General features: G+C 71.8%; 22 protein-coding genes and 1 riboswitch. Of the genes, 13 read left to right on the forward strand and 9 right to left on the reverse strand.

Annotation, left to right across the window (positions count from 1 at the left end; all coding sequences use genetic code 11):
- Positions 1-147 precede the first annotated feature (147 nt).
- The 4 genes from AB0B40_RS05180 to AB0B40_RS05195 all read left to right on the forward strand — a co-directional run bounded on the left by AB0B40_RS05180 (position 148) and on the right by AB0B40_RS05195 (position 5816).
- The gene (locus AB0B40_RS05180) at positions 148-1503 is read left to right on the forward strand and encodes a sensor domain-containing protein (RefSeq protein ID WP_362262939.1); all 1356 of its coding nucleotides are present in this window, start codon (positions 148-150) and stop codon (positions 1501-1503) included.
- 311 nt (positions 1504-1814) lie between these two features.
- A complete protein-coding gene (locus tag AB0B40_RS05185) occupies positions 1815-2486 on the forward strand; it encodes a response regulator transcription factor (protein WP_345057550.1) in 672 nt (223 codons plus the stop codon).
- A 347-nt stretch (positions 2487-2833) separates the two neighbouring features.
- The gene (locus tag AB0B40_RS05190) at positions 2834-4762 is read left to right on the forward strand and encodes a 2-oxoacid:acceptor oxidoreductase subunit alpha (protein WP_345057548.1); all 1929 of its coding nucleotides are present in this window, start codon (positions 2834-2836) and stop codon (positions 4760-4762) included.
- Positions 4755-5816, forward strand: a complete 1062-nt coding sequence (locus AB0B40_RS05195; RefSeq protein ID WP_362262943.1) for a 2-oxoacid:ferredoxin oxidoreductase subunit beta — start codon at positions 4755-4757, stop codon at positions 5814-5816. Before AB0B40_RS05190 ends, AB0B40_RS05195 begins: the two co-directional genes overlap by 8 nt.
- Positions 5817-5829: 13 nt before the next feature.
- Here the strand turns inward: AB0B40_RS05195 and AB0B40_RS05200 are convergent, their stop codons facing one another.
- Positions 5830-6339 carry a helix-turn-helix domain-containing protein gene (locus AB0B40_RS05200; RefSeq protein ID WP_362262946.1) on the reverse strand — a complete coding sequence of 170 codons (510 nt, stop codon included), beginning with the start codon at positions 6337-6339 and terminating at the stop codon, positions 5830-5832.
- Between the two features lie 92 nt (positions 6340-6431).
- Between AB0B40_RS05200 and AB0B40_RS05205 the strand changes: the two genes are divergently transcribed.
- From AB0B40_RS05205 to AB0B40_RS05215, 3 genes are all read left to right on the forward strand, one after another.
- The gene (locus AB0B40_RS05205; protein ID WP_362262949.1) at positions 6432-7286 is read left to right on the forward strand and encodes an SDR family oxidoreductase; all 855 of its coding nucleotides are present in this window, start codon (positions 6432-6434) and stop codon (positions 7284-7286) included.
- Positions 7287-7404: 118 nt separating this feature from the next.
- Positions 7405-8361 (forward strand): EamA family transporter RarD, encoded by a 957-nt coding sequence (gene rarD, locus AB0B40_RS05210; protein WP_345057542.1) that lies wholly within the window; start codon positions 7405-7407, stop codon positions 8359-8361.
- Between the two features lie 58 nt (positions 8362-8419).
- Positions 8420-8887, forward strand: a complete 468-nt coding sequence (locus tag AB0B40_RS05215; protein WP_345057541.1) for a VOC family protein — start codon at positions 8420-8422, stop codon at positions 8885-8887.
- 99 nt (positions 8888-8986) lie between these two features.
- Here AB0B40_RS05215 and AB0B40_RS05220 read toward each other — a convergent pair whose 3' ends face one another.
- Entirely contained in the window at positions 8987-10111 is a 1125-nt protein-coding gene (locus AB0B40_RS05220) for a hypothetical protein (RefSeq protein ID WP_362262952.1), read from the reverse strand.
- Positions 10112-10303: 192 nt separating this feature from the next.
- On the opposite strand from AB0B40_RS05220, the gene AB0B40_RS05225 reads away from it, so the two are divergent.
- Complete coding sequence (locus AB0B40_RS05225) at positions 10304-10918, forward strand: NAD(P)H-dependent oxidoreductase (protein WP_345057537.1); 615 nt, start codon at positions 10304-10306, stop codon at positions 10916-10918.
- 4 nt (positions 10919-10922) lie between these two features.
- Here the strand turns inward: AB0B40_RS05225 and AB0B40_RS05230 are convergent, their stop codons facing one another.
- From AB0B40_RS05230 to AB0B40_RS05245, 4 genes are all read right to left on the reverse strand, one after another.
- A complete protein-coding gene (locus tag AB0B40_RS05230; RefSeq protein ID WP_362262955.1) occupies positions 10923-11807 on the reverse strand; it encodes an ABC transporter permease in 885 nt (294 codons plus the stop codon).
- Positions 11794-13014, reverse strand: a complete 1221-nt coding sequence (locus tag AB0B40_RS05235; protein WP_362262957.1) for an ABC transporter ATP-binding protein — start codon at positions 13012-13014, stop codon at positions 11794-11796. The genes AB0B40_RS05230 and AB0B40_RS05235 overlap by 14 nt, the downstream gene beginning before the upstream one ends.
- Positions 13015-13047: 33 nt before the next feature.
- A complete protein-coding gene (locus AB0B40_RS05240; RefSeq protein WP_362262959.1) occupies positions 13048-14283 on the reverse strand; it encodes a DUF2092 domain-containing protein in 1236 nt (411 codons plus the stop codon).
- A gap of 501 nt (positions 14284-14784) precedes the next feature.
- On the reverse strand, positions 14785-15795 hold the full coding sequence (locus AB0B40_RS05245) for a polyprenyl synthetase family protein (protein WP_345057529.1): 1011 nt from the start codon (positions 15793-15795) through the stop codon (positions 14785-14787).
- Positions 15796-16350: 555 nt separating this feature from the next.
- Positions 16351-16561: riboswitch (cyclic di-AMP (ydaO/yuaA leader) on the forward strand.
- 5 nt (positions 16562-16566) lie between these two features.
- Between AB0B40_RS05245 and AB0B40_RS05250 the strand changes: the two genes are divergently transcribed.
- On the forward strand, positions 16567-17055 hold the full coding sequence (locus AB0B40_RS05250; protein ID WP_345057527.1) for a transglycosylase SLT domain-containing protein: 489 nt from the start codon (positions 16567-16569) through the stop codon (positions 17053-17055).
- A gap of 226 nt (positions 17056-17281) precedes the next feature.
- Here the strand turns inward: AB0B40_RS05250 and AB0B40_RS05255 are convergent, their stop codons facing one another.
- The 3 genes from AB0B40_RS05255 to AB0B40_RS05265 all read right to left on the reverse strand — a co-directional run bounded on the left by AB0B40_RS05255 (position 17282) and on the right by AB0B40_RS05265 (position 20742).
- Positions 17282-18097 carry an HAD family hydrolase gene (locus AB0B40_RS05255; protein ID WP_345057525.1) on the reverse strand — a complete coding sequence of 272 codons (816 nt, stop codon included), beginning with the start codon at positions 18095-18097 and terminating at the stop codon, positions 17282-17284.
- A gap of 151 nt (positions 18098-18248) precedes the next feature.
- On the reverse strand, positions 18249-19451 hold the full coding sequence (locus AB0B40_RS05260) for an FAD-dependent oxidoreductase (RefSeq protein WP_345057523.1): 1203 nt from the start codon (positions 19449-19451) through the stop codon (positions 18249-18251).
- Between the two features lie 46 nt (positions 19452-19497).
- Complete coding sequence (locus AB0B40_RS05265) at positions 19498-20742, reverse strand: ATP-grasp domain-containing protein (protein ID WP_345057576.1); 1245 nt, start codon at positions 20740-20742, stop codon at positions 19498-19500.
- A 270-nt stretch (positions 20743-21012) separates the two neighbouring features.
- Here AB0B40_RS05265 and fahA point away from each other — a divergent pair, with 270 nt between their 5' ends.
- The 4 genes from fahA (at position 21013) to AB0B40_RS05285 (ending at position 24805) form a co-directional block, all read left to right on the forward strand.
- Complete coding sequence (gene fahA / locus AB0B40_RS05270; RefSeq protein ID WP_362262963.1) at positions 21013-22230, forward strand: fumarylacetoacetase; 1218 nt, start codon at positions 21013-21015, stop codon at positions 22228-22230.
- Positions 22231-22686: 456 nt separating this feature from the next.
- The gene (locus AB0B40_RS05275; RefSeq protein WP_345057574.1) at positions 22687-23625 is read left to right on the forward strand and encodes a M56 family metallopeptidase; all 939 of its coding nucleotides are present in this window, start codon (positions 22687-22689) and stop codon (positions 23623-23625) included.
- A gap of 131 nt (positions 23626-23756) precedes the next feature.
- Positions 23757-24545, forward strand: a complete 789-nt coding sequence (locus AB0B40_RS05280) for a GntR family transcriptional regulator (RefSeq protein WP_345057519.1) — start codon at positions 23757-23759, stop codon at positions 24543-24545.
- 32 nt (positions 24546-24577) lie between these two features.
- Positions 24578-24805 (forward strand): ferredoxin family protein, encoded by a 228-nt coding sequence (locus AB0B40_RS05285; protein WP_030347217.1) that lies wholly within the window; start codon positions 24578-24580, stop codon positions 24803-24805.
- Positions 24806-24809 lie beyond the last annotated feature (4 nt).

The following is a 24809-nucleotide window of genomic DNA, read 5'->3' on the forward strand; positions in this document are numbered from 1 at the left end:
CCCGCCCCGCTGCCCAGCGGAGCCCCGGGGTGGGGAAAACCCCCCGCTCAGGACACCGACGCACTCCATGGCCCGGGGGCCCGGCGCGCACGACTCTGGACATACGGCTGAACCGCCGCTCGGACGACCGGAACGGGACGACATTCGATGGCCATGGACTACGGACACGGACACGGAGACGGGTACGGGCGAGGGCACGGGCACGCGGCCGGGGCCCGCCACCGGCTGCCGGCCGGCCTGCGGGCGCCGTTCGAGGCGCGCACCTGGCGCGAGTTCGCCTACGTGCTGCTGAGCCTGCCGCTCTCCGTGGTGCTGTTCAGCTGGACGGTGACGATGGTCGCCCTCGGCGCGGGCCTGCTGGTGACGTTCCTCGGCATCCCGGTGCTGGCGGCGGCGCTCGCCGGCTGCCGGGGCTTCGGCGTGCTGGAGCGCGGGCGGGCGCGCGCTCTGCTCGGCCTGGAGGTGGCCGACCCGGAGCCGCTGCGGATGCGCAAGCCTGGCCCGGCGGCCTGGATGGGCGCGCTGCTCAAGAACGGCTCCTCCTGGCGGCACGCGCTGTACGCGCTGGTGCAGTTCCCCTGGGCGGTGTTCACGTTCTCGGTGGCGGTGACCTTCTGGACCTGCGGCTGGACGCTGCTGACCTATCCGCTGTGGTTCTGGGTGTTCCCCGCGTACGCCGGCCAGGGCGGTCTGCAGCTGTACGGCGACGCCCACCACAGCGTCTACCTCGACAACCCGTTCGAAGTCACCGTCACCGCGCTGATCGGGCTGGTGTTCACGCTGGTCACCCCGTGGCTCGTACGGGCCCTGACGACCGTGGACGGCCTGCTGGTGCGCGGTCTGCTCGGGCCGTCGCCGCTGTCGGCGCGGGTGGTGGAGCTGGAGTCGGACCGGGGGGCCGTGGTCGACACGGCCGCCGCCGACCTGCGCCGTATCGAGCGGGACCTGCACGACGGCGCGCAGGCCCGGCTGGTCAGCCTGGCGATGGACCTGGGGCTGGCGAAGGAGAAGCTGCGGGAGGACCCGCGGGCGGCGGCCCACATGGTCGAGGAGGCGCACGGCGAGGTGAAGACGGCCCTCCAGGAGCTGCGCGACCTCGCCCGGGGCATCCATCCCGCCGTGCTCACCGACCGTGGCCTGGACGCGGCCCTGTCGGCGGTCGCCTCCCGCTGCACGGTGCCGGTGCGGGTGGAGGTCGACCTACCGGCCCGGCCGGCCCCGGCCATCGAGGGCATCGCCTACTTCACCGTCTCCGAGCTGCTGCAGAACATCAGCAAGCACAGCCGTGCCCGTACCGCCTCGGTGGACGTGTGGCGTACGGAGGACCGGCTGATGCTCCAGGTGACCGACGACGGCGTGGGCGGCGCCGAGTCCGCCCGGGGCTCCGGACTGGCCGGACTGGCCTCACGCCTGGACGCGGTCGACGGCATCCTCATGGTGGACTCCCCGGTCGGCGGCCCCACCCGGGTGATCGCGGAACTGCCCTGGCGCCCGGGCACCTGACGGAAGCCGGCCCACCCCACCACCCCCTAATTTCCCCCGGTACGGCGGCGGTACGGGCCGATTACTGGAATGCTGGACCTTGGTAGGACGTCACGGACGACGCACGTCACGGACGACGGGGAACGACGACGGGGAACACTGCGGACACACACCACGCGACTGCCGCGCCTGCCGCGCACGCACGCGCGTGGCAGGCATGCACGTCACGCACTGCCACGCGCGTGGCAGGTACGTGACGGGCGTGGCAGCACGCACACGCGTGGCTGGCACGCGCGCGTGGCCGCAGAATCGGGCTGGGGGGCCGGGAGATCGTGGAGGACAGGGTGCGGGTGGTCATCGCCGAGGATTCAGTGCTGCTCAGAGAGGGCCTGACCCGGCTGCTGACCGACCGCGGGCACGACGTCGTGGCCGGCGTCGGTGACGCGGACGCGCTGATGAAGACCATCGCCGACCTGGACGACGGCGGCGAGTTGCCCGACGTGGTCGTGGCGGACGTACGGATGCCGCCGACCCACACCGACGAGGGCGTCCGGGCGGCCGTGACGCTGCGCCGGCTGCACCCCCGGCTCGGGGTGCTGGTGCTGTCGCAGTACGTGGAGGAGCGCTACGCCACCGAGCTGCTGGCCGGTTCCAGCCGGGGCGTCGGCTATCTGCTCAAGGACCGGGTCGCGGACGTGCGGGAGTTCGTCGACGCGGTGGTGCGGGTCGCCGAGGGCGGTACGGCGCTGGACCCGGAAGTGGTCGCGCAGTTGCTGGGCCGCAGCCGCAAGCAGGACGTGCTGACGGGGCTCACGCCCCGGGAGCGCGAGGTGCTCGGGCTGATGGCGGAGGGACGGACGAACTCGGCGATCGCCCGGCAGCTGGTGGTCAGCGACGGCGCCGTGGAGAAGCACGTCAGCAACATCTTCCTGAAGCTCGGCCTGACGCCGAGCGACGGGGACCACCGGCGGGTTCTGGCCGTTCTCACCTACCTGAACTCCTAGCGGGCCGACCGTGTCAGCACCGTTGCGGCTCCGCCCCCTCCGGGGCGGGCGCACCCGGAGGGGGGCGGCCCGACGAGACCCGTGGAGAGCGGCCGACGAGACCCGTAGGGGGCGGCCGGGGGTCCCGGGAGCAGCCGGAGGGGAGAACCTGGGAACGCGCGGGAGCGCCTGGAGCGGCACCCCAGCGATGCGGGACATGATGTGAAGTCAGCGCGACAGGCCGTCTCGAATGCCGTCCAATCCACGGACAGCCTCGGGAAGGCGACCCTAACCGACGTAGGGTTGATCCTGGGACGGTCCGTGGGACGACCGGCCCCGGACAGCCGCCTCGAAGGAGGTCCAGTTCAGTGACCAGCCAGGTCAGCAGCCCAGCGGAGCAGACCGACGAAACCGTCGTGGGAGAGCAGCGCAAACCGGGCGGCGCGAAGGACGTGCGGCGCCTGGACCGGGTGATCATCCGGTTCGCGGGGGACTCGGGTGACGGCATGCAGCTCACCGGTGACCGGTTCACCTCGGAGACCGCTTCCTTCGGCAACGACCTCTCCACCCTCCCGAACTTCCCCGCCGAGATCCGTGCCCCCGCCGGCACCCTGCCGGGTGTCTCGTCCTTCCAGCTCCACTTCGCCGACCACGACATCCTCACTCCGGGAGACGCCCCGAACGTCCTGGTCGCGATGAACCCGGCCGCCCTGAAGGCCAACATCGGCGACATCCCGCGCGGGGCGGAGATCATCGTCAACACCGACGAGTTCACCAAGCGGGCCCTGCAGAAGGTCGGCTACGACGCCTCCCCGCTGGAGGACGGCTCACTCGACGGCTACAGCCTGCACCCGGTGCCGCTGACCACACTCACCGTCGAGGCGCTGAAGGAGTTCGACCTCTCCCGCAAGGAGGCCGAGCGCAGCAAGAACATGTTCGCGCTGGGCCTGCTGAGCTGGATGTACCACCGGCCCACCGAGGGCACCGAGAAGTTCCTGAAGTCGAAGTTCGCGAAGAAGCCGGAGATCGCCGAGGCGAACCTCACGGCGTTCCGGGCGGGCTGGAACTTCGGGGAGACGACGGAGGACTTCGCGGTCTCCTACGAGGTCGCCCCGGCCGCCAAGGCCTTCCCCGTGGGCACCTACCGCAACATCTCCGGCAACCTCGCCCTGGCCTACGGCCTGATCACGGCCTCCCGGCAGGCGGACCTGCCGCTGTTCCTGGGGTCGTACCCGATCACACCGGCCTCGGACATCCTGCACGAGCTGAGCCGGCACAAGAACTTCGGCGTCCGCACCTTCCAGGCCGAGGACGAGATCGCGGGCATCGGGGCGGCCCTGGGCGCGGCGTTCGGCGGCTCGCTGGCGGTGACGACGACGTCCGGACCCGGTGTGGCGCTGAAGAGCGAGACCATCGGCCTCGCGGTGTCGCTGGAGCTGCCGCTGCTGGTGGTGGACATCCAGCGAGGCGGCCCGTCGACGGGTCTGCCGACCAAGACCGAGCAGGCCGACCTGCTCCAGGCGATGTACGGCCGCAACGGCGAGGCACCGGTGCCAGTGGTCGCGCCGCAGACCCCGGCCGACTGCTTCGACGCCGCCCTGGAGGCGGCCCGCATCGCGCTGACGTACCGCACGCCGGTGATGCTGCTGTCGGACGGCTATCTGGCCAACGGCTCCGAGCCGTGGCGCGTCCCCGACCTGGACGAGCTGCCCGACCTGCGGGTGCGGTTCGCGGCCGGGCCGAACCACACGCTCGCGGACGGCACCGAGGTCTTCTGGCCGTACAAGCGGGACCCGCAGACCCTGGCCCGGCCGTGGGCGATTCCGGGCACGCCGGGCCTGGAGCACCGGATCGGCGGCATCGAGAAGCAGGACGGCACGGGCAACATCTCCTACGACCCGGCCAACCACGACTTCATGGTCCGCACCCGCCAGGCCAAGATCGACGGCATCGAGGTGCCGGACGTGGAGGTCGACGACCCGCACGGCGCCCGGACCCTGGTCCTCGGCTGGGGCTCCACCTACGGCCCGATCACGGCGGCGGTACGGCGGCTGCGTGCGGCCGGCGAGCTGATCGCCCAGGCCCACCTGCGCCACCTCAACCCCTTCCCGCGCAACCTCGGCGCGGTCCTGAAGAGCTACGACAAGGTGGTCGTCCCCGAGATGAACCTCGGGCAGCTCGCCACCCTCGTCCGGGCGAAGTACCTGGTGGACGCCCACTCCTACAACCAGGTCAACGGCATGCCGTTCAAGGCGGAACAGCTCGCCGCGGCGCTGAAGGAGGCCATCGATGACTGACGCCGGCAACGGGCTGCTGCAGCTGGTCCCCAAGGCCGAGGCCAAGCAGTCGATGAAGGACTTCAAGTCCGACCAGGAGGTGCGCTGGTGCCCGGGCTGCGGTGACTACGCGATCCTCGCGGCCGTGCAGGGCTTCATGCCCGAGCTGGGCCTGGCGAAGGAGAACATCGTCTTCGTCTCCGGCATCGGCTGTTCCTCCCGCTTCCCGTACTACATGAACACCTACGGGATGCACTCCATCCACGGCCGGGCCCCGGCCATCGCGACCGGCCTGGCGTCCTCCCGCCGCGATTTGAGCGTGTGGGTCGTCACCGGTGACGGCGACGCCCTCTCCATCGGCGGCAACCACCTGATCCACGCCCTGCGCCGCAACGTCAACCTGAAGATCCTGCTGTTCAACAACCGGATCTACGGCCTGACCAAGGGCCAGTACTCGCCGACCTCCGAGGTCGGCAAAATCACCAAGTCGACGCCGATGGGCTCGCTGGACGCGCCGTTCAACCCGGTGTCGCTGGCGCTCGGCGCGGAGGCGTCCTTCGTGGCCCGCACGATCGACTCCGACCGCAAGCACCTCACCGAGGTACTGCGGCAGGCCGCCGACCACCCGGGCACCGCGCTGATCGAGATCTACCAGAACTGCAACATCTTCAACGACGGCGCCTTCGACGCCCTGAAGGACAAGCAGCAGGCCGAGGAGGCACTGATCCGGCTGGAGCACGGGCAGCCGATCCGCCTGGGGAGCGACGGCGCGAGAGGGGTCGTACGCGACCGGCAGACCGGTGACCTGGAGGTGGTGACGGTGACGCCGGAGAACGAGGCGGACATCCTGGTGCACGACGCCCACGCCGCGTCCCCCACCACCGCCTTCGCCCTGTCCCGGCTGGCCGACCCGGACACCCTGCACCACACCCCGATCGGGGTGCTCCGCTCGGTCGAACGGCCGGTCTACGACTCCCAGATGGCGGACCAGCTGGAGACCGCCGTCGAACAGCGGGGCAAGGGCGACCTGGCCGCCCTGCTGGCGGGCGGGGACACCTGGACGGTCGTCGGCTGAGACCGCCCGTGATTCACGAGGCCCGGGACTGGATTTCCCGGGCCTCGTCGTCTGCCCGGCGGTCCTCACCGCCTGCCCCGCGGCTCTCATGGCCTGCCCGGCGGATCTCGTCGCCTGCCCGGCGGCTCTCGTCGTCCGCCCGGCGGCTCTCGTCGTACGAGTGGCGGGCTTTCTCCACCTCGGGCATGCGGTCGTGGGTCCACTGGGCGAGGGCCCGCACCTGCTCCGCCGCCTCGCGGCCGAGGCCGGTGAGGGAGTAGTCGACGCGGGGCGGGATGACCGGCTTGGCGTCCCGGTGGACCAGGCCGTCGCGCTCCAGGGTCTGGAGGGTCTGGGTGAGCATCTTCTCGCTGACGCCCCGGGCGCCGTAACCGCTGACCGCCCGGCGCAGCTCGCCGAACCGGTACGGCCGGTCCAGCAGCTCCATGAGGACGAGGACGCCCCACCGGCTGGTGACGTGCTCCATGACGAGGCGGTAGGGGCACAGCGCCTCGGCGTCCACCGTCTTCTTACTTACCGTCATGCCAGTACCTTACTTCAAAGTGGGTACTTTCCCATCCACAGCGCAGCTCTTACGGTGAGTGTCATCACGACATCCCGAAGGAGTTCTGAACCATGAGCATCGTCGTCACCGGAGCCACCGGACATCTCGGCCGTCACGTGGTGGAGCAGCTGCTGGAGAAGGTCCCGGCGGAGCAGATCACCGCCGTCGTGCGCGACGAGGCCAAGGGCGCCGACCTCGCCGCCCGCGGGGTGAAGCTCGCCGTCGCCGACTACAACACGCCCACGAGCTTCGACAACCTGTTCACCGCCGGCGACAAGGTCCTACTGATCTCGGGCAACGAGTTCGACAAGGGCCGGGTACGGCAGCACACGGTCGTCATCGACGCGGCGAAGGCCGCCGGCGTGGCACTGCTCGCCTACACCAGCGCCCCGGGCACCCTGACGGCCGCACTGGCGGACGACCACCGGGCGACCGAGGAGGTGCTGCTCGCCTCCGGCCTGCCGTACAGCCTGCTGCGCAACGGCTGGTACCACGAGAACTACACCGAGAACCTGGCGCCGGTGCTGGAGCACGGCGCGGTCGTGCAGGCCGCCGGTGACGGCCGGATCTCCTCGGCCTCCCGCGCCGACTACGCCGCCGCGGCCGTCGCGGTGCTGACCGGCGAGGGGCACGAGAACACGACGTACGAGCTGGGCGGCGACGAGGCCTGGAGCTTCGCCGAGTACGCGGCCGAGCTGAGCCGGCGGACCGGCAGGGACATCGTCTACAGCCCGGTCACGACGGAGAAGCTCACCGGCATCCTGACCGGCGCCGGGCTGCCCGCCCCGCTGGCCGCCGTCCTGGCCGGCGTGGACACCTCGATCGAGAAGGGCGAGCTGGTCGTCTCCTCCGGCGACCTGTCCCGGCTGACCGGCCGCCCCACCACGCCGCTGGCGGAAGCCGTGGCCGCCGCACTCAAGGGCTGACGTCCACCCACCCCGGCTGTCATGACCGTATGGCGATACGGGCATGACAGCGGGGGTGAGCCGGCGCTACCTTCGTCTCGCGCGTCCACGCGGGACGCGCGGGCGAGAAGGAGGGACCGTGGCCGCCACAACCGACGGTGAGCACCGCATAGGCCTGCTGAACGGCTTCGCCGCCTACGGGATGTGGGGTCTTGTCCCCCTGTTCTGGCCCCTGCTCAAACCGGCCGGGGCCCTGGAGATCCTGGCCCACCGCATGGCCTGGTCCCTGGTGTTCGTCGCCGCGGCGCTGCTCTTCGTGCGCCGCTGGGCCTGGGCCGGAGAGCTGCTGCGCCAGCCACGGCGACTCGGTCTGGTGGCGGTGGCGGCCGGTGTGATCACCGTGAACTGGGGCGTGTACATCTGGGCCGTGAACGCCGGCCATGTCGTCGAGGCCTCGCTCGGTTACTTCATCAACCCGCTGGTCACCATCGCGATGGGCGTGCTCCTCCTGAAGGAGCGGCTGCGGCGCGTGCAGTGGGTGGCGGTCGCGGTCGGCCTCGCCGCCGTCGTCGTACTGACCGTCGGTTACGGGCGGCCGCCGTGGATCTCCCTCTGCCTCGCCTTCTCCTTCGCCACCTACGGGCTGGTGAAGAAGAAGGTCCGCCTCGGCGGTGTGGAGTCGCTGGCCGCCGAGACCGCGATCCAGTTCGTGCCCGCGCTCGGCTATCTGCTGTGGCTGATCGCGCACGGGGACGCCAGTTTCGTGAACGACGGCCCCGGACACGCCGCGCTGCTCGCCTCCACCGGCATCGTCACCGCCCTTCCCCTGGTCTGCTTCGGCGCGGCGGCCATCCGCGTCCCCCTGTCGACGCTGGGCCTGCTCCAGTACCTGGCCCCGATCTTCCAGTTCCTGATCGGCATCCTCTACTTCCACGAGGCCATGCCGCCCGAGCGGTGGGCCGGGTTCGCGCTGGTCTGGCTGGCGCTGTTCCTGCTCACGGGCGACGCGCTGCGCTCCGCGAGGCGGCCGGTGCGGCTCACCGTGCCGGCGGCCCGCACCGTCGAGACCCCGACGTCGTCCCCGGCCGACGCCTGACGGGTACGGCCCGGATCCGGCCCCCACTCGTAGCCGGATCCGGCTATAAGTGGGGACCATGACCACACAGGCGCCCGCACCGCTGCACTGGAAGCTCGTCATCGACGCGGCCGACCCGCACGCCCAGGCCGACTTCTGGGCCGCCGCGCTGCACTACACGGCCGAGGACAACAGCGCCCTGGTCGAACGGCTGCTGTCGCTCGGCGCACTGTCCGGGGAGGCCACCGTCGAGTACCACGGGAGGGCCGCCTTCCGTGACCTGATCGCCGTACGGCACCCCGAAGACCCGTACGACCCGCAGACCGGCACCGGGCTCGGCCGACGGCTGCTGTTCCAGCGGGTGCCGGAGCCGAAGACCGGCAAGAACCGGCTCCACCTCGACCTCCACCCGGGCCCGGAGCGACGCGCGCAGGAGGTGGCACGCCTTCAGGCGCTGGGGGCCCGGGTACTGCGGGAGGTGAAGGAGCCCTCGGGCCAGTGGGTGGTGATGGCGGACCCGGAGGGCAACGAGTTCTGCGTGCAGTAGCCCGCACCGGTGACGCCTGTCCGGCCCGGTGACTGCCTCCCGGCCCGGTGGCCCCTTTTCGACCCGGTTACGCCTGTGCCCGGTTACGCCTGTGCTCCGTTACGCCTGTGCCGCCTTGGCGGCGCGGTCGGTCAGGCGGACCATGCGGGCGCGGGCGGCCTCCAGCGGGCGCATATCGTCCGCGGCGGACCCCGGCTCGGCGGTGAGGTCCGTCCACAGGTCGATCAGGTCGCGGCCCAGCCGCAGGCCCTCCTCGGGGTCGCGCACCGCACGCCAGGCGGTGGCCGCGCTCTGCACGTTGCCGTAGGCGGCGTCCCCGTCCCCCGCCTGGCGGCGCAGCCGGGCGACGTCCACGGACAGCCGGCAGGCACGGACCGGGTCGTCGCCCAAGTAGGCGATGTAAGCGGACACTTCACGTAGGCGCAGGACTTCGGCATGGCGCGGGCCCAGCACGGTGGACGCCTCGACGAGTGTCCGGTCGGCCAGTTCCGCGGCCGCGTCGACACGGCCCGTCCGCACGGCCTCGTTGATACGGCTCATCGGCTCGGTGAGCAGCTCCGCACCCTCGGCGGTCTCGGTCAGGGGCCCGTCCCCGAGCACCTCCTCGGCAACGGCGTCGAAGCCACGGGCCGGGGTGTGGGTGGGGGCGGAGGGGATGTCCGACTCCTCCGCGGACACGGGGGTGACGGCGCGCGCGGGGGCGGTCGCGGGCGTGGCTGCGCGCGCGGGCGTGGCTGCGGCTGCGCCCGCACCCGCGTTCGCCTCCGCGTCCATCGTCGGCGCGCCCACTGCCGGCGCGCCCACTGCCCCGGTCTGCGTGTCCGGGTTCGCGCCGCTCGCGTCCATCAGGGGCGCGGGCCCGAACTGACCGGCCGGCACCTGCACGGTCCCCGGCGCGATGTCCTGCGCGAGCGCGCCCGGCACGTGCGGTGCGGCCACCGCGACCGGTTCCCCCGTCATCCGGCTGGACCCGTCCGTCGAGACCTCCAGGGGAACCACGCAGCCCGCGAGGTCGTCCTGGATCGTGGCGTGTATGGGGGCGCCGAGGCTGATCGCCAGGCGCTGGAGGTGGTTCAGCACGGCCTGCTGGATCTCCTCGCCGGGCGCCGCCACGACCGGCGTCCCGCCCACCGACGCACCCGCCGTGCCGAACACCCGGACGGCTACCGCCGGATGCCCCTCGGGCTGCCGCACACGCTTCTTCTCGAAGCTGAGTCGAGCCATCGGTGTCCCTCACTCCCCCGGCGTCGCCATCCGGTCGTACGCATCCTGCCCACCAGTGTGTCGGGTCGCCCCGGCTTCCGCGTCACCGCGACGTCACAGCCTCGCACCAGCCGCCCCTGGCCACATTTCCTTGCGTGTGCATAAAATGCACACGCCTTTATTCGTGGTACGACATGACGCACCTGGGGACCCATGAGCCACCGTCGTTTTCTCTTCGTCCTGGGCAGCGCGCGCGCCGAGGGCAACACCGAGCTGCTGGCCCGCCGGGCCGCCGAGCAGCTCCCCGTCGGCACCGAACAGCGCTGGATCCGCCTCGCCGAGCAGCCGCTGCCCGAATTCACGGACCTGCGGCACGACAGCGACCACGTCAGGCCGGCCTCGGGCACCGTCACCGGCCGGCTGCTGGACGCCACACTCGCGGCCACGGACATCGTGATCGCCTCGCCGGTGTACTGGTACTCCGTGTCCGCCCTCACCAAGACCTACCTGGACCACTGGTCCGGCTGGCTGCGCACCCCGGGCCTCGACTTCAAGGCGACGCTGGCCGGGCGCACACTCTGGGGCGTCGCCGCGCTGGCGGACACCGAGCCGTCCGTCGCCGATCCGTACGTGGGCACCCTCAACAACTCGGCCGCCTACATGGGCATGCGTTTCGGCGGGGTCCTGCTGGGCAGCGGCAGCAAGCCCGGTGACGTACTGGAGGACACCGAGGCGCTGGCGCGCGCGAAGACCTTCTTCGCGCGGGAAGCGCCCCTCGCACGCTTCCCGCACGAGTCCGCCGGCGCCCAGGAGCTTTCGGCTTCCTGACCGGCTAGGCGCTGATGTCCTTCGCCGCGAAGCGTGCCCAGGCCGCCGAGCCGAACACGCCCGCGTACAGCGCCTGGAGGCCCAGATCGTGCACCAGGTCGTCCCAGTAGACGGGGTCGCGCATCAGGTCGGCGAACGACAGCCAGTAGTGGGAGAACAAATAGGGCTGCACCGCGTGCAGCTGGGGTATCTGGTCCACGATCTGCACCGTGATGAGCAGTCCGACCGTGGTCGCCATGGCCGCGACACCGCTGTTGGTGAGCGTCGACACGAACAGGCCGAGGGCCGCCACACCGACCAGGGAGGCCGCGACGACCAGGGCGATCAGCAGGGCGCGGCCGAGCCCTTCGGCGAAGCTGATCCGGGTGCCGGAGATGGTCGTCAGCTCGCCGAGCGGGAAGAGCAGGACGCCGACGATCAGCGCCGAGACGGTGACCACGAGGGTCGCCAGCAGGCAGAAGGCCAGCACCGTCGTGTACTTGGTGAGCAGCAGCCGGGTGCGGCCTGCGGGGGCCACCAGCAGATAGCGCAGGGTGCCCGCGCCCGCCTCCCCGGCGATCGCCTCTCCGGCGACGACACCGACCGCCATGGGCAGGAAGAACGGCAGGGTCGCGGCCAGCGCGGTGAACACCAGGAACAGGCCGTTGTTGGTGATCTGTGTGATGAACGCCGGGCCCGCGCCGTTCCCGCCGCCCACCGGCGCGCCGTCCCGCGTCTCGATCCGTACCGCGATACCGACCAGCACCGGCACCGCGGCCAGCACCCCGAGCAGGGCGAGGGTGCGCCAGCGACGGACAGTGGTGACCAGCTCGCTGCGCAGCAGCCCGAGGGTCCACAGGGGGCTGGGCCGGCGCACGGCGGCCGTGGGCAGCTGATCAGCCCGCGACATCGAAGCCCTCCCCGGTCAGTGCCACGAACGCGTCCTCCAGGGAGGCGCGTTCGACGGTGAGACCCCGGACCCGGACGCCCGCGGCGACCAGGGCCGCGGTCACCTCGGCGAGGTCCCGGCCGGGCGGCTCGCCGGTGACCCGGTCGCCGTCGGCGGTCACGTCCGCCACGCCCAGTTCCTTCAGCACCCGCGCCGCCTCGGCCGTGTCCGGGGTGGTCACCGCCAGCCGGGCGCGCGCCCCGGCCGCCAGGTCGGCCATCGCGCCCTGGACGACGAGCCGGCCCTGCGCCATGACCGCCGCGTGGGTGCACACCTGCTCGATCTCGTCGAGGAGGTGGGAGGAGAGGAAGACGGTCGTACCGTCGGCAGCCAGTTCCCTGATCAGGGTGCGGATCTCGCGCATGCCCTGCGGGTCCAGGCCGTTGGTGGGCTCGTCCAGGACGAGCAGCCGGCGCGGCCGGAGCAGCGCGGCGGCCAGGCCCAGGCGCTGCTTCATACCGAGCGAGTACGCCTTGGCCTTCTTGCCCGCGGCAGCCGCGAGGCCGACCCGGTCCAGTGCCGCAGCGACCCGGGCGCGCCGGGTGCGGGGGTCGGCGGTGGGGTCGGCGGCGTCGTAGCGCAGCAGGTTGTCCCGGCCGGAGAGGAAGCCGTACAGGGCGGGACCCTCGATGAGCGCGCCGACCTGGGGCAGGACCGTACGGGCTGCCCTGGGCATGGGCCGGCCGAGCACCCGGACCGTGCCCGCGGTCGGCTCGATCAGGCCCATCAGCATGCGGATGGTGGTCGTTTTCCCGGAGCCGTTCGGGCCGAGGAAGCCGAAGACGCTGCCCGCCGGGACGGTCAGGTCGAGACCGTCCACGGCGAGCTGTCCGCCGCGGTAGCGCTTGGTGAGGCCGCGCGTGGCGATCACGCTGTCCCCCACCGGCGCCACCGCCGCCGGATCGTCGTCCAGCGGCGTCGGATCGTCGTCCAGCGGTGCCGGATCGTCGTCCAGCGGCGCGTCGGCGGACGCACGCGCCGGCTCACCGAGGGGCTCACGCGGCGGCTCACCGAGGGCCCCGCGCGGTGTCCCACCGAGGGCCCCGCGCGGTGTCCCACCGAGGGGCTCACGCTCCGGCGCGCGTTCGAGGGCACGCGCCGGACCGCCCGGGGGCCCAGGCTCCGGCACGCCGGCCGGATCACGCTCCGCGGCGGACGGTTCGCCCATCGGCTCCCCCTCGATTCGTCGTGCCCGGTCGGGTCACTTCCCCGCGTCGGCCGCCTTCACCAGGGCGTCCTTGGTCACCGCGCCGGCGTACACCTTGCCGTCGTCGGTGACCAGGGCGTTGACCAGGCGGGTGGAGAAGACGGTGCCCTTGCCGAACTTCCCGGAGACCTGGTCGCCGAGCGAGCCGAGGAAGCCGCCGATGTCACCGCCCTGGGAGCCGGTCGGCACACCGCCCTTGGTACCGGTGTCGAAGGTGGCGACGGACGTCCAGCCCTCGCCGAGGACGTTCAGCCCGCCCGTGCCCTTTCCGCCCAGACCCTTTCCGCCCAGGCCCTTGGCGACATCCCCACCGTGCTCGCGCTCGCGGGAGTGCTCCGGCGCCTTCGCCGCATCCTTGTCCTCGGTGACCTTCGCGCCCTTGGGCGGGGTGAAGTCGAAGGTGGAGGCGGCCGGCCGGGAGAAGGACACCTGGGTGTAGCCCGCGTCGACCACGGCGGCGCCGCCGCTCTTCGGGGTCAGCGTGAACTTCAGCGGCACGCCCGTCTTCGCGTCCACGGCGATGCTGATCGCGCCGACCGTGGTGCCGGACTGCCTGGGCTGTATCAGCAGCTTGTAGGCGTCGCGTCCGGCGACGTGCGCGGTGCCGTCGACCGTGACGGACGTGGTGTCGTCCACCGCCTTCAGGGCCTCGTCGGCGAAGTTCTTGGGCATCGCCGGCGGCTCGGCCGCGCGGTGCCGGCCGGAGTCGGCCGCGGTGGAGTGGTAGACCTCGTTGCTCTTGCTGTCGTAGCCCCAGACGTCCTTGCCGTCGTGGATGAGGCTGTACTCGGCACCGCTCTCCAGCAGCGACACCTTCTGCCGGTCGGGGCCGTCGGCGGCGACACGCAGGGTGTGCGTGCCGGACACCAGCTCGGTGAGCTTGGCCCGCGGGTCGGCGGAGGAGCCGTCGCCGGAGCCCTGGGCCGCCCCGGAGAGCATGCCGCTCTCCAGACCGCCGAGGTCGGGCAGGCCGAGGTCGGTGCTGATCTTCACGGTGCCGGACAGCTGCTGCACGTCCGACTTGGCCATCTTCTCGATGAGCTGCTGTGCGGTGATCTTGGGCAGGTCCGGGTCGCCGGAGCTGGCGAGCGCCGGGACGAGCCCGATCGTTGCCGCCGCCACTCCCACCACCGCGACCGGGACGGCGTACCGGGCGGCCTTGCGCCGGCCGGAGCGCGGGTCCTCGTCCCGTGCGGCGCCCACTGCGTCGTCGGATTCGTACGGTGCCATGTGTGCCTTACCTCCGTCGTCGGCGGCGGCTGTCCTCACGCTGGTCCACCTGAGCCGCCATTCTCACCCGAATCGGTGAGGAGTGGTGATGTCCGTGGCTTCCATATGACCAAATCCGCCGTGAAGAAGCGTCAGCCCACGGAGGCAACTCGTGTACGACTGCGGTATGACACAGGACGGCGGCACCTCCCCCGACCCCTAGGGGTCGCGCGGGAACGATGCCGCCCCACGGGTGCGCGGTGGGGGCGCGGCCCGGGCCCGCGCGGGGTGCGGTGACGGCAGGGGGTGCGGTCCGGGCCCGCGGAGGGTGCGGCGACGGCGGGGGCGCGGTCCCGGCTTGCGCAGGGTGCGGTGACGGCCCGGCGTGAGTCCCCGGCCCGCGCAGGGTGTGGTGGAGGCCCGGCGTGAGTCCCCGGCCCGCGCAGGGTGTGGTGGAGGCCCGGCGTGAGTCCCCGGCCCGCGCAGGGTGTGGTGGAGGCCCGGTGTGGGTCCCCGGCCGGGTCAGCCGGCGCGGTGCACCACCGCGTCACACAGCTCCAGCAGCGCGGCCTTGGCGTCGCACTCGCGCAGCGGTGCCAGCGCGGCACGCGCCTCCTCGGCGTACCGGACCGTGTCCCGGCGGGCCTGCTCCAGCGCGGGGTGCGCGCGCAGGGCGGCCAGCGCCTCGGCGTGCCGGGCGTCGTCGCTGAGGTCGGAGGCGAGCAGTTCGCACAGGGCGATGTCCTCGGCCAGCCCCAGCTTGGAGGCCCGCTCGCGCAGCCGCAGCACCGGCAGCGTCGGAATGCCCTCGCGCAGGTCGGTGCCCGGGGTCTTGCCGGACTCGTGCGAGTCGGAGGCGATGTCCAGGACGTCGTCGGCGAGCTGGAAGGCGACCCCGAGCCGTTCGCCGTACTGGGTGAGCACGTCGACGACCGTCTCGTCGGCGCCGGACATCATCGCGCCGAACCGGCACGACACCGCCACCAGGGAGCCCGTCTTGCCGGCGAGCACGTCCAGGTAGTGCTCGACCGGGTCGCGGCCGTCCGCGGGACCCGCGGTCTCCAGGATCTGGCCCGTGACCAGCCGCTCGAACGCCAGGGCCTGCACCCGCACCGCCTCCGGGCCGAGGTCGGCGAGGATCTGGGAGGCGCGGGCGAAGAGGAAGTCGCCGGTGAGGACCGCGACGGAGTTCCCCCAGCGGGTGTTGGCGCTGTCCACGCCTCGGCGGACGGCCGCCTCGTCCATGACGTCGTCGTGGTACAGCGTGGCCAGATGGGTGAGCTCCACGACCACGGCCGACGGCACGATGCCCGGTGCGTACGGGTCTCCGAACCGGGCCGCGAGCATCACCAGCAGGGGCCGGAACCGTTTCCCGCCGGCCCGTACGAGGTGCTGCGCGGCTTCCGTGATGAACGGGACCTCGCTCTTGGTGGCATCGAGCAAGCCTTCCTCGACAGCCGCCAATCCGGCCTGGACATCGGCTTCCAGAGCCTGGTCCCGCACGCTCAGCCCGAACGGCCCGACGACGGTCACGAGGGGTCTCCTGTCTGCTGGTGTCTGCTGGCGATTACACGGTTTGTCGATAGGTCGCTGCCATCACTCAAGTCAGCGTATCCGGTCCTGTTTCGATCACCGATAGCGCCCACCGGTCCAGCTGGGGCGCTATCGGATCACGACCGGCATGGTTTTGATCACACGGTAAGAAGGGACATTTCCTGACTTAACAGTAATCCGGGCACTGTGTCGTGACCTCCCGGCGCCCGCTTTCCCCGCACTTCTCCCCCTCCGGCACTACGGCAACGACGAGCACCGCACCTCTGGTTCCACCACCAGTCAGACTTCCGGCCTGAATCCCCCTAATCCCCCATGTCTGATTTGAAGTATTTTGCTATTTCGTGAATTGGGTCACGCACCCCGTGGACCCGGCCCACCCGGCAGACCCCCTGCGACCCCTTGCCCTGTCGGCGAGTTGAGCGTTGGCGAACGCAAAGGATCAAGCACCCCATACGGCGTCGATCAAGGTCAAATCGCACGTTGTATGAATTCAGTACTTGTTCCCGGCATGTGCTCTCGCATACGTTCCGGGCCGTCGGGCGGACGCCGAATCCTGCCACCGCCCGCATACCCATCCACGAACTCATTCGTAGGGCAGGAGCGGGGGACCCAGGTAAGTCGCCGGGCCGGACGGCATATGCCGCACCGGGACGGCTCGGGGTGAAGCCGTGCCTCTTCCAGGGCACGGCCGGGCACCTCCCCGCCCGAACCCGACAGCTCACCTCGCAGGCGCCGGAGAGGAACTCCCGCATGTCCGCTGCCGCTCAGCACCTCCGTACCCGGAACAGCCGCCTCATCCGCGCCCTCGCCGCCGCCGGCACCTGTGCCGCCGTCCTCGCCCTGCCGCTCATCGGCGCGACCAGCGCCGCCGCGGCGCCCACCACGGCCACGACGGCCGCCACCACCCCCGCCGGGTACCCGAACAACCTCGACGGCTGGATCCGCGAGTCCCTCGCGATCATGCGCGAGAAGGGCATCCCGGGCACCTACAACGGCATCTACCGCAACGTCATACGGGAGTCCTCGGGCAACCCGTCCGCCATCAACCTCTGGGACTCCAACGCCGCCAAGGGCATCCCGTCCAAGGGGCTCCTCCAGGTCATCGACCCTACGTTCAACGCGTACCACGTCGCCGGAACGTCCTTCAACATCTACGACCCCGTCGCGAACATCACCGCCGCCTGCAACTACGCGGCAGCGCGGTACGGGTCGATCGACAACGTGTTCAGCGCGTACTGACAGACGCGTCCGGCGGGTACCGGCAGACGCGTTCCGTACCGACACCGACACCGACACCGACACCGGCACCGACACCGACAGGCACGGACGGTGCGTACTGTCGGCCGCCGGGACGGCGCACGGCGGCCGGAGCACGGCGGCCCGTACCCGGCCGGAGCACGGCGCGGGGCACACGGCGGCCGGCACACGGCCTGAGCCTGGCGGCCGGCGTCTGCCGATGGGGCGGTCAGTCGGTCGGGAACAGTCCTTCGAGGACGACGGCGATGCCGTCGTCCTCGTTCGACAAGGTGATCTCATCGGCCACCGCCTTGAGTTCGGGATGCGCGTTGGCCATGGCGACACCGCGTCCGGCCCAGTCGAACATCGGGATGTCGTTGGGCATGTCGCCGAAGGCGAGCGCCCGATCGGCGCCGACCCCGATCCACTCGGCGGCCAGCGCCAGCCCGGTCGCCTTCGTCACCCCGCTCGGCTGGAGCTCCACGGTGCCCGGCCCCGACATGGTGACCGTGGCCAGCGAGCCCACCGCCGAGCGCGCCACGGCCGCCAAGTCGTCGTCGGACAGGTCCGCATGCCGCAGCAGCACCTTGCTGATGGGCTCGCACCACAGGTCGTCGCGCCGCCCCACCCGCACCGCGGGCAGCGTCGGGTGGGGCATCCGGTAGCCGGGCTCGATGAGGGTGAGCCCGTCCACACCGTCCTGGTCCACCGCGGCGTAGACCTGCCCCACCTCCGCCTCGATCTTGCCCAGCGCCGTCTCGGCCAGCTCCCGGTCCAGCCGCACCGACCACAGCAGGCGGCCCGCCCCGGCGTCGTAGACCTGTGCTCCCTGCGCGCACACCGCCAGCCCCGTGCAGCCCAGGCCCGTGAGCAGGGACCGTACCCGCGGGGCCGGGCGGCCCGTCACCACCAGATGCCGGGCACCGGCCCGCGCCACCCGCGCGAGCGCGGCGAGCGACCGGTCGGAGACGGTGTCGTCGCCGCGCAGCAGCGTCCCGTCCAGGTCGGTGGCGATCAGTGCATATGCCAAGGGGGTGGGGTCCATGATCAGAGAATACGGACATCACGCCCCGCCGACTCATCGCCCGTTCCCCGCACTTACGTGCTGTCCGGCCTCAAGTCCCGCGCGCGGGGCCCCGATACGGGACGACCGCCGAGTCGGCGGCGCTGACGGTGCCCCGGCGCGGAGGGCGCGCTCAGCCGTGTGCCGCGGCCAGGTGGTTCGCCAGGCGCGGGGAGGCGAACTCCGTACCGCAGACGAAGCGCATCACCGGCCCGTACGAGGCCGCCGCGGGCAGGCCGGTGAAGTAGAGGCCGGGTTCGGAGGAGACATAGCCGGGGCCGAGGCGGGGTGCGCCGCGGCTCACCTGGAGCCCGGTGCGCAGCTCGTGGCCGAGGAAGTCCATCGCCGCCATGTCGACGCGGTAACCGGTGGCGGCGATGACGTGATCGGCGGTGAGCCGCTCGGTGTCGCCGGCATGCGTGCGCACGGTGAGCACGGTGCTGCCGTCCCGGGCCTCGGCACCCACCACCCGCTCGACGTCCCGCACCTGCACGCCCTTCTCGAAGCGCTCGCGCAGCCACCAGGCGCCCAGCGGGCCGAGGACCCGGCGGACCAGGTAGTGGCGGGTGCTCTCGGGCAGGAAGCGGTACGGGTGCGGGTAGTAGGTGAACGCCCACAGCGACCAGGCACGGCCGAACGGGGACTCGGGGCGGAACCTCGGCTGCTCCCAGGGCGGGGCGCCGAACGCGACCCGGCCGCGCCCGCGCGCGACCACGCGCACGCGTGCGCCCGCCTCCGCCGCGAGCGCGGCGGTCTCCAGCGCGGACTGGCCGGCGCCGATGACGATCAGCTCCTTTCCCGCGAACCGGCCGAGATCGTGGTGCTGGGAGCTGTGCGAGACGGGCGCGGCCGGGGCCGGCCCGTCGGCCGCCGCCGGCGCCAGCTCGGCCGGCAGGTGGGCGAAGCCCGACAGGCCGGTGGCGACGACGACCGCGCGCGCGGTGAACAGTTCACCGGAGTCCAGTTTGAGTGCGAAGTCACCGCTCGTGCCGCGGTCGACGGAGACGACCCGCACCCGTTCCAGTTCGGGGACCAGCTGCTGCTGGAACCACTCCCCGTAGGCGATGAAGGTCTCCACCGGGATGATGTCCTCGTCGGTCACGAGACGGCGGATCCCGGCCACGTCGCAGTAGTCGGCGAGGGAGTGGCCGGGCTGGGGGCAGTCGAAGTCGGAGGCGGCGGGGGTGGACTTGAGGAGCATGCCCGTGGGCATGTGGTCGCGCCAGCTCACCATGGGATCGCCGAAGACGCGGACGGGGATGCCGCGCGCCCGCAGATGAGCGGCGGTGGACAGGCCGAACGGCCCCGCCCCGATGACTGCAACCGGTCGGATCACGAAGTCCCTCCCCAGGACGCGATGCGCCACGCTGTCGTGGCCTTGCCTACTTCGTGGATGTGCTGCGGCCGCGGCGGCTGGTCCGCCACAGCTGATAGAGGTGCTTCGCGCCCGGGCGCACGAAGCGGGCGAGCATCGTGAGGAACGGCAGCGGGTCGTCCCCCGCGTACCAGGCCAGCTCCGTCCCGCTCGCCCTGACCGGCGCGTGCGGCGTCGTGTAGCCGCTGCGGCGGTAGGCGAGGAGGGCGGGGAGGTCGATGTTCTCCACGATGTAGCGGTGGCCGGCGCGCTGTTCCCCCTCCGGTACAGGTCGGCCGGTCAGGTGAAGGTGCATCGCGCGGACGACGTCCACGCCCGACTCGTTCTCGAAGAGCCGGAACTGGGCGCCCACGCGCGGGTTGAAGTCGAGGAGCTTGTACCGTCCGTCGCGCCGGTCGAAGCGCAGGTCGAGGTCGATGATGCCGCTGAAGCCGATCCGCTTGATGAAACGTGCGGCGAGGTCGGCGAGTTCCGGGTTGTCGACGACGTACGCGTTCGCCGTCATGCCGGCGTGCGGTGGCCAGGAGCGGACCTTGACGCCGGTGAACATCGCGAGGGGGCTGGAGCCCTGGTCGAAGCAGGCGTGCACGATCCAGTCCTCGGCCTCCTCGCGCGGCAGGTACTCCTGGAGGATCACGCCGGGATCCTCGCCCCAGTCGCGGGCCAGGTCGAGCAGTCCCGCGCGCGTGCCGATCCTTGTGGTGCCGTTCACGGCGGGCCGCCGGCGCCGGACGAACGCCTCACGGTTCTTGGCCACCACCGGGAAACGGGCCGTGCCGGCGAAGTCGACGATCTCGTCGTACGACCGCGGGAAGGCGGCAGCCGGGCTTGCGATGCCGTGCTCCACGCAGAGTTCGTGCAGGCCCTGCTTGCTGGCCAGACGGCGGGGCAGCGCGGGGTCCACGCGCGGGAAGAGGAAAGTTCCGGCCAGCTCGTCCTGATGCTCGGCGATCAGGACGGCGGCCTCCTCGTCGGTCGGGATCAGCACGGCCGGGCGGCCGATCCGGCGGCCGATGCGCAGCAGCCCCTCGACGAGGCGGCCCGGGTCCTCCGCGCCGGTCGTCGGCCACACGAACGCCTTCTTCAGATAGCGCGAGGAGGCGGCCGGTGTGTACGCGTCCTCGGTGATCGCGTACATGGGCACGCCCAGGCGGCCCAGGCTGCGGATCGCGCCGACACCGCCGTGGTGCAGCGGGTAGTCACCGAATTTGACGATCAGTCCCGGCACCCCACGGTCGGCGTGCACGGGCATGCCGACGGCGTTTCCGGCCACGGGTCCCCCCACGTCTCCCCCCAACGGAACGGATCCACTCCGCCCGTGTCCCCCAAAGGACGCTAAGCCGGAATTGCCACCTCCGACAAGGCTTATCCGGACATTACGAACTCTTTAGACACTGTGCGAGCAACCTTTCGAGCGCATCGTGAGGCACTGCCCAAGACACGCAGGACGGCCGTAACGTGTGGCGCGACCACATGGAACGCATCGCCATGCATGGCCCGGATGAGAGTGAGGCAGTACCCCATGCCCCCCTTCGACGTCCCCGAGGGTGACCCCTTCGGTCCGCACAACCTCCCCTACGGCGTGTTCTCGCCTTCCGGCAGCACGGAGCGGAGGATCGGCGTCCGGCTCGGGAACCACGTCCTCGACGCGGGCGCCACGGCCGCGGCACTCGGCTCGCCCCACCAGGCGCTCCTCGCCCAGCCCACCCTCAACCCACTGCTGGCCGCCGGCCGCGCCTCCTGGTCGGACGTACGGCGCGCTCTCACGTCCTGGGTCACGGACCCGGCGCACCGCGAGACGGTCGAGCCGCTGCTCCACCCCCTGTCCGAGGTGACCCTGCACCTGCCCTTCGAGGTGGCGGACTACGTCGATTTCTACGCCTCGGAGAACCACGCCCGGAACGTAGGCCAGATCTTCCGGCCGGACGCCGAGGACTCCCTCACACCCAACTGGAAGCACCTTCCGATCGGTTACCACGGCCGCTCCGGCACCGTCGTCGTCTCGGGCACGGACGTCGTACGGCCGTCCGGACAGCGCAAGGGGCCGGCCGACCCCGCGCCGGTCTTCGGCCCGTCGATCCGGCTGGACATCGAGGCGGAGGTCGGCTTCGTCGTGGGCGTGCCGTCCGATCTGGGCAGTCCGGTCGCGCTGGGTGACTTCCGGGAGCACGTCTTCGGGCTGTGCCTTCTGAACGACTGGTCCGCGCGGGACATCCAGGCCTGGGAGTACGTCCCCCTCGGCCCGTTCCTCGGCAAGTCCTTCGCGACGTCGGTGTCGGCGTGGATCACCCCGCTGGAAGCACTGGAGCACGCGCGCGTGGCGGCTCCCGAGCGCACGCACCCGCTGCTGCCCTACCTGGACGACTCCGCCCCCGACGTGGAACCCGGCGGGTACGACCTGCGCATCTCCATCGCGATCAACGGCCATGTGGTGTCCGAGCCGCCGTTCTCCACCATGTACTGGACCGCCGCCCAGCAACTCGCCCACATGACGGTGAACGGCGCCTCGCTGCGCACGGGCGACCTGTACGGCTCGGGCACGGTGAGCGGGCCGGCCGAACAGCAGCGCGGTTCGCTGCTGGAGCTGACCTGGAACGGCCGCGACCCCATCGAACTGCCCGACGGCAAACGCACGTTCCTGGAGGACGGGGACGTGGTGACACTCTCGGCGTGGGCACCGGGCGCGGACGGCAGCCGGGTGGGGCTGGGCGACGTCAACGGACGGGTCGTGACGGGCTGAGCCACGACACCGCCGCCGCGACCTGTCGCGCATAGGCCGCGACCTTTCGCGCATCGGTACTGCGCGCCTTCGCGGGCGTCGCCGCCTCCCCGGACGTCCGGGGGCGGCCGGGACGGGGCCTGGGCGTGCACTGCGCGCGCGGGCGGCGTGGGGCGGTGCGGGTGGCGTGGGGCGGCGTGGGCGGCGGGGCGGCCTGGCCGTGGCGGGTGATCCAGTCCGCCGGCCACCGGCACGGCTCCCGCCCCGGCCTGCGCCACTGGGCTCCCTCGCCGACGCCACGGCGTGGGCGGGCACGCGCGCGTGCCCGGCCGAGGTGGATGGCCGCCGACACCTGACTCACACGGCCGTTTTCGCCATACTGGCAAGGACACGCATCCAGCGCGGCACACGACCGTGGGCCGCGTGCCCGGCACCACTGACCCGCACACCTCGCCGACCAGGAACCGGAGCCCCGGCATGACCGTCTGCCTGCTCCTGCTGAGCGTCGTCGCACTGACGGCCGCCGTGCCGGCGCCGCGCGCGCTGACCCGGGCGGCCTGGCCCGAACGGGAACCCGTGGTCGCGCTGTGGGCATGGCAGTGCCTGGTCGCCACCGTCCTGCTGTGCTGCCTGACCGCGCTGGTCCTGGGCGCCGCAGCCGTCTTCCACACCGTCCGCGACCGCGTGTTCGCACCCGCGCCGCCCTCCGTCACCGCCGCCTACGACCTGTCCACCGCACCGGTGTGGGCATCCGTACTCACCGTGCTGCTGGCCTGTGGGGCCGCCTGGACGACGGCGATGCTGGCCCGGGAACTCGTCGAGGCCCGCCGCAGCCGGGGCCAGGCCCGGGCACAGCTGCGCGAGCGCGCCCCGGAGCTGCCGGCCGGGCTGCCGGCGGCGCGCGGGCCGATGCTGGTGCTGGAGGACGAGTACCCGGACGCCTGGTGGATGCCGGGACACCCGCCACAACTGGTCGTCACCACAGGGGCGCTGCAGCGCCTCACCGACCTGCAACTGGACGCGGTCCTCACCCACGAGCGCGGACACGCCCGTGCCCACCACGACTGGCTGCTGCATCTGTCCACCGCACTCGCCACGGGTTTCCCGCGCGTGCCGCTCTTCGCCCACTTCTGCGACCAGACGCACCGACTGGTGGAGCTGGCAGCCGACGACACGGCGTCCCGGCGCTGCGGACACCTCACCACCGCCCTCGCCCTGATCGAGCTGAACCAGCACCGAGGTGTCCTCTCCTGCGACTCCAGCCGCCGTCTCCTCGGCGAACGCGTGGACCGCCTGCTGGAACCGCCGCCACGGCTGCTGCGCCGGCACCGGGCGCTGACGACGACGCTGGCCGCGCTGGTGCCACTGCTACCGCTGCTGATCACCTTCGCGCCAGGCCTTACGGCACTGTCCTGACCGTGCGCCGGGTGGCAGATCTTGCCTCACAGGATAAAAACGCCCAGGTCAGCGGCCTGACCAGGCGTCCGTGAGCTGGCGCAACACTCCGGCAACACGACATTCCCTACCTCATGGGTATGGTTCCAGCCATGCCAGCCAACGACCGCCCCCGAGACCATGCCGGGCAGGGCGCCGCGACCACCGTCGCCGCTCACCGCGCCCGGCGTCGGCTGCGGGCGGACCAGGCCCGGCAGCTCGCCGACCTGTTGCGCCGCCAGATCCTCACCGGCGCCTTCGAGAACGGCACCCTCCCTCACGAGACCACCCTCGCCAACGACTACCGCGCCTCCCGCAACACCGTCCGTCAGGCCCTGGACCTGCTCCGGGCCGAGGGCCTGGTGGACCGGCTGCCCGGAGTCGGCACCGTCGTCGTCGCCCGGAAATACCCCCACGGGCTCGACCGCCTGATGGGCCTCGCGGAAACCCTCCGCGAACACGGCCGCGTCACCAACGAGGTCCGCACCATGGGCCCCGCTCCCGCACCCGTCCCCGTGGCCGAACGCCTCCATGTCCCACCCGGCGCCGACGTCCTCTACATCGAACGCCTGCGCCGCCTGAACGGCCTCCCGCTCTCCCTCGACCTCACCTACATCCCGCTGGACATCGGCGCAGCCCTGCTCGGCGCCGACCTGGAGAACACCGATGTCTTCCGGCTCCTGGAAGCCATCACCGGCCGGCGCCTCGGCCACGCCGAGATCACCCTGGAGGCGGTGAACGCGGACGCGCATTCCGCGGCCGTGCTCCAGGCCCCGCGCGGTGCGGCCGTACTCATGCTGGAACGCCTCACGCACCTCGCCGACGGCCGCCCCGTCGACCTGGAGTTCATCCGCTTCCGCGGCGACCGCATCACCATGAGCGGCCTGCTGCACCGGTCGTAACCACCCTGCTTGCACGTTTCCTGGAGACAGCCATGCCCTTGGCGCCCCAGCGGGCCGACGTGCCCGTGACCATCGACGAGTCGAAGTGCATCGACGGCTGCACCCTCTGCGTGGACATGTGCCCGCTGGACTCCCTCGCCATCGACGAGAGCAGCGGCAAGGCGTACATGCACGTCGACGAGTGCTGGTACTGCGGCCCGTGCGCCGCGCGCTGCCCCACCGGAGCCGTCACGGTCAACATGCCCTACCTGCTGCGGTGAGAGG

Source organism: Streptomyces sp. NPDC042638, from assembly GCF_040647235.1.
Lineage (GTDB): Bacteria > Actinomycetota > Actinomycetes > Streptomycetales > Streptomycetaceae > Streptomyces > Streptomyces rameus.

Coding starts and splice junctions, on each gene's coding strand:
- AB0B40_RS05180 (WP_362262939.1), top strand. CDS start 148: ATGGCCATGGACTACGGACACGGACACGGAGACGGGTACGGGCGAGGG.
- AB0B40_RS05195 (WP_362262943.1), top strand. CDS start 4,755: ATGACTGACGCCGGCAACGGGCTGCTGCAGCTGGTCCCCAAGGCCGAG.
- AB0B40_RS05200 (WP_362262946.1), bottom strand. CDS start 6,339: ATGACGGTAAGTAAGAAGACGGTGGACGCCGAGGCGCTGTGCCCCTAC.
- AB0B40_RS05205 (WP_362262949.1), top strand. CDS start 6,432: ATGAGCATCGTCGTCACCGGAGCCACCGGACATCTCGGCCGTCACGTG.
- AB0B40_RS05215 (WP_345057541.1), top strand. CDS start 8,420: ATGACCACACAGGCGCCCGCACCGCTGCACTGGAAGCTCGTCATCGAC.
- AB0B40_RS05220 (WP_362262952.1), bottom strand. CDS start 10,111: ATGGCTCGACTCAGCTTCGAGAAGAAGCGTGTGCGGCAGCCCGAGGGG.
- AB0B40_RS05225 (WP_345057537.1), top strand. CDS start 10,304: ATGAGCCACCGTCGTTTTCTCTTCGTCCTGGGCAGCGCGCGCGCCGAG.
- AB0B40_RS05230 (WP_362262955.1), bottom strand. CDS start 11,807: ATGTCGCGGGCTGATCAGCTGCCCACGGCCGCCGTGCGCCGGCCCAGC.
- AB0B40_RS05235 (WP_362262957.1), bottom strand. CDS start 13,014: ATGGGCGAACCGTCCGCCGCGGAGCGTGATCCGGCCGGCGTGCCGGAG.
- AB0B40_RS05240 (WP_362262959.1), bottom strand. CDS start 14,283: ATGGCACCGTACGAATCCGACGACGCAGTGGGCGCCGCACGGGACGAG.
- AB0B40_RS05250 (WP_345057527.1), top strand. CDS start 16,567: ATGTCCGCTGCCGCTCAGCACCTCCGTACCCGGAACAGCCGCCTCATC.
- AB0B40_RS05255 (WP_345057525.1), bottom strand. CDS start 18,097: ATGGACCCCACCCCCTTGGCATATGCACTGATCGCCACCGACCTGGAC.
- AB0B40_RS05265 (WP_345057576.1), bottom strand. CDS start 20,742: ATGCCCGTGCACGCCGACCGTGGGGTGCCGGGACTGATCGTCAAATTC.
- fahA (WP_362262963.1), top strand. CDS start 21,013: ATGCCCCCCTTCGACGTCCCCGAGGGTGACCCCTTCGGTCCGCACAAC.
- AB0B40_RS05275 (WP_345057574.1), top strand. CDS start 22,687: ATGACCGTCTGCCTGCTCCTGCTGAGCGTCGTCGCACTGACGGCCGCC.
- AB0B40_RS05280 (WP_345057519.1), top strand. CDS start 23,757: ATGCCAGCCAACGACCGCCCCCGAGACCATGCCGGGCAGGGCGCCGCG.
- AB0B40_RS05285 (WP_030347217.1), top strand. CDS start 24,578: ATGCCCTTGGCGCCCCAGCGGGCCGACGTGCCCGTGACCATCGACGAG.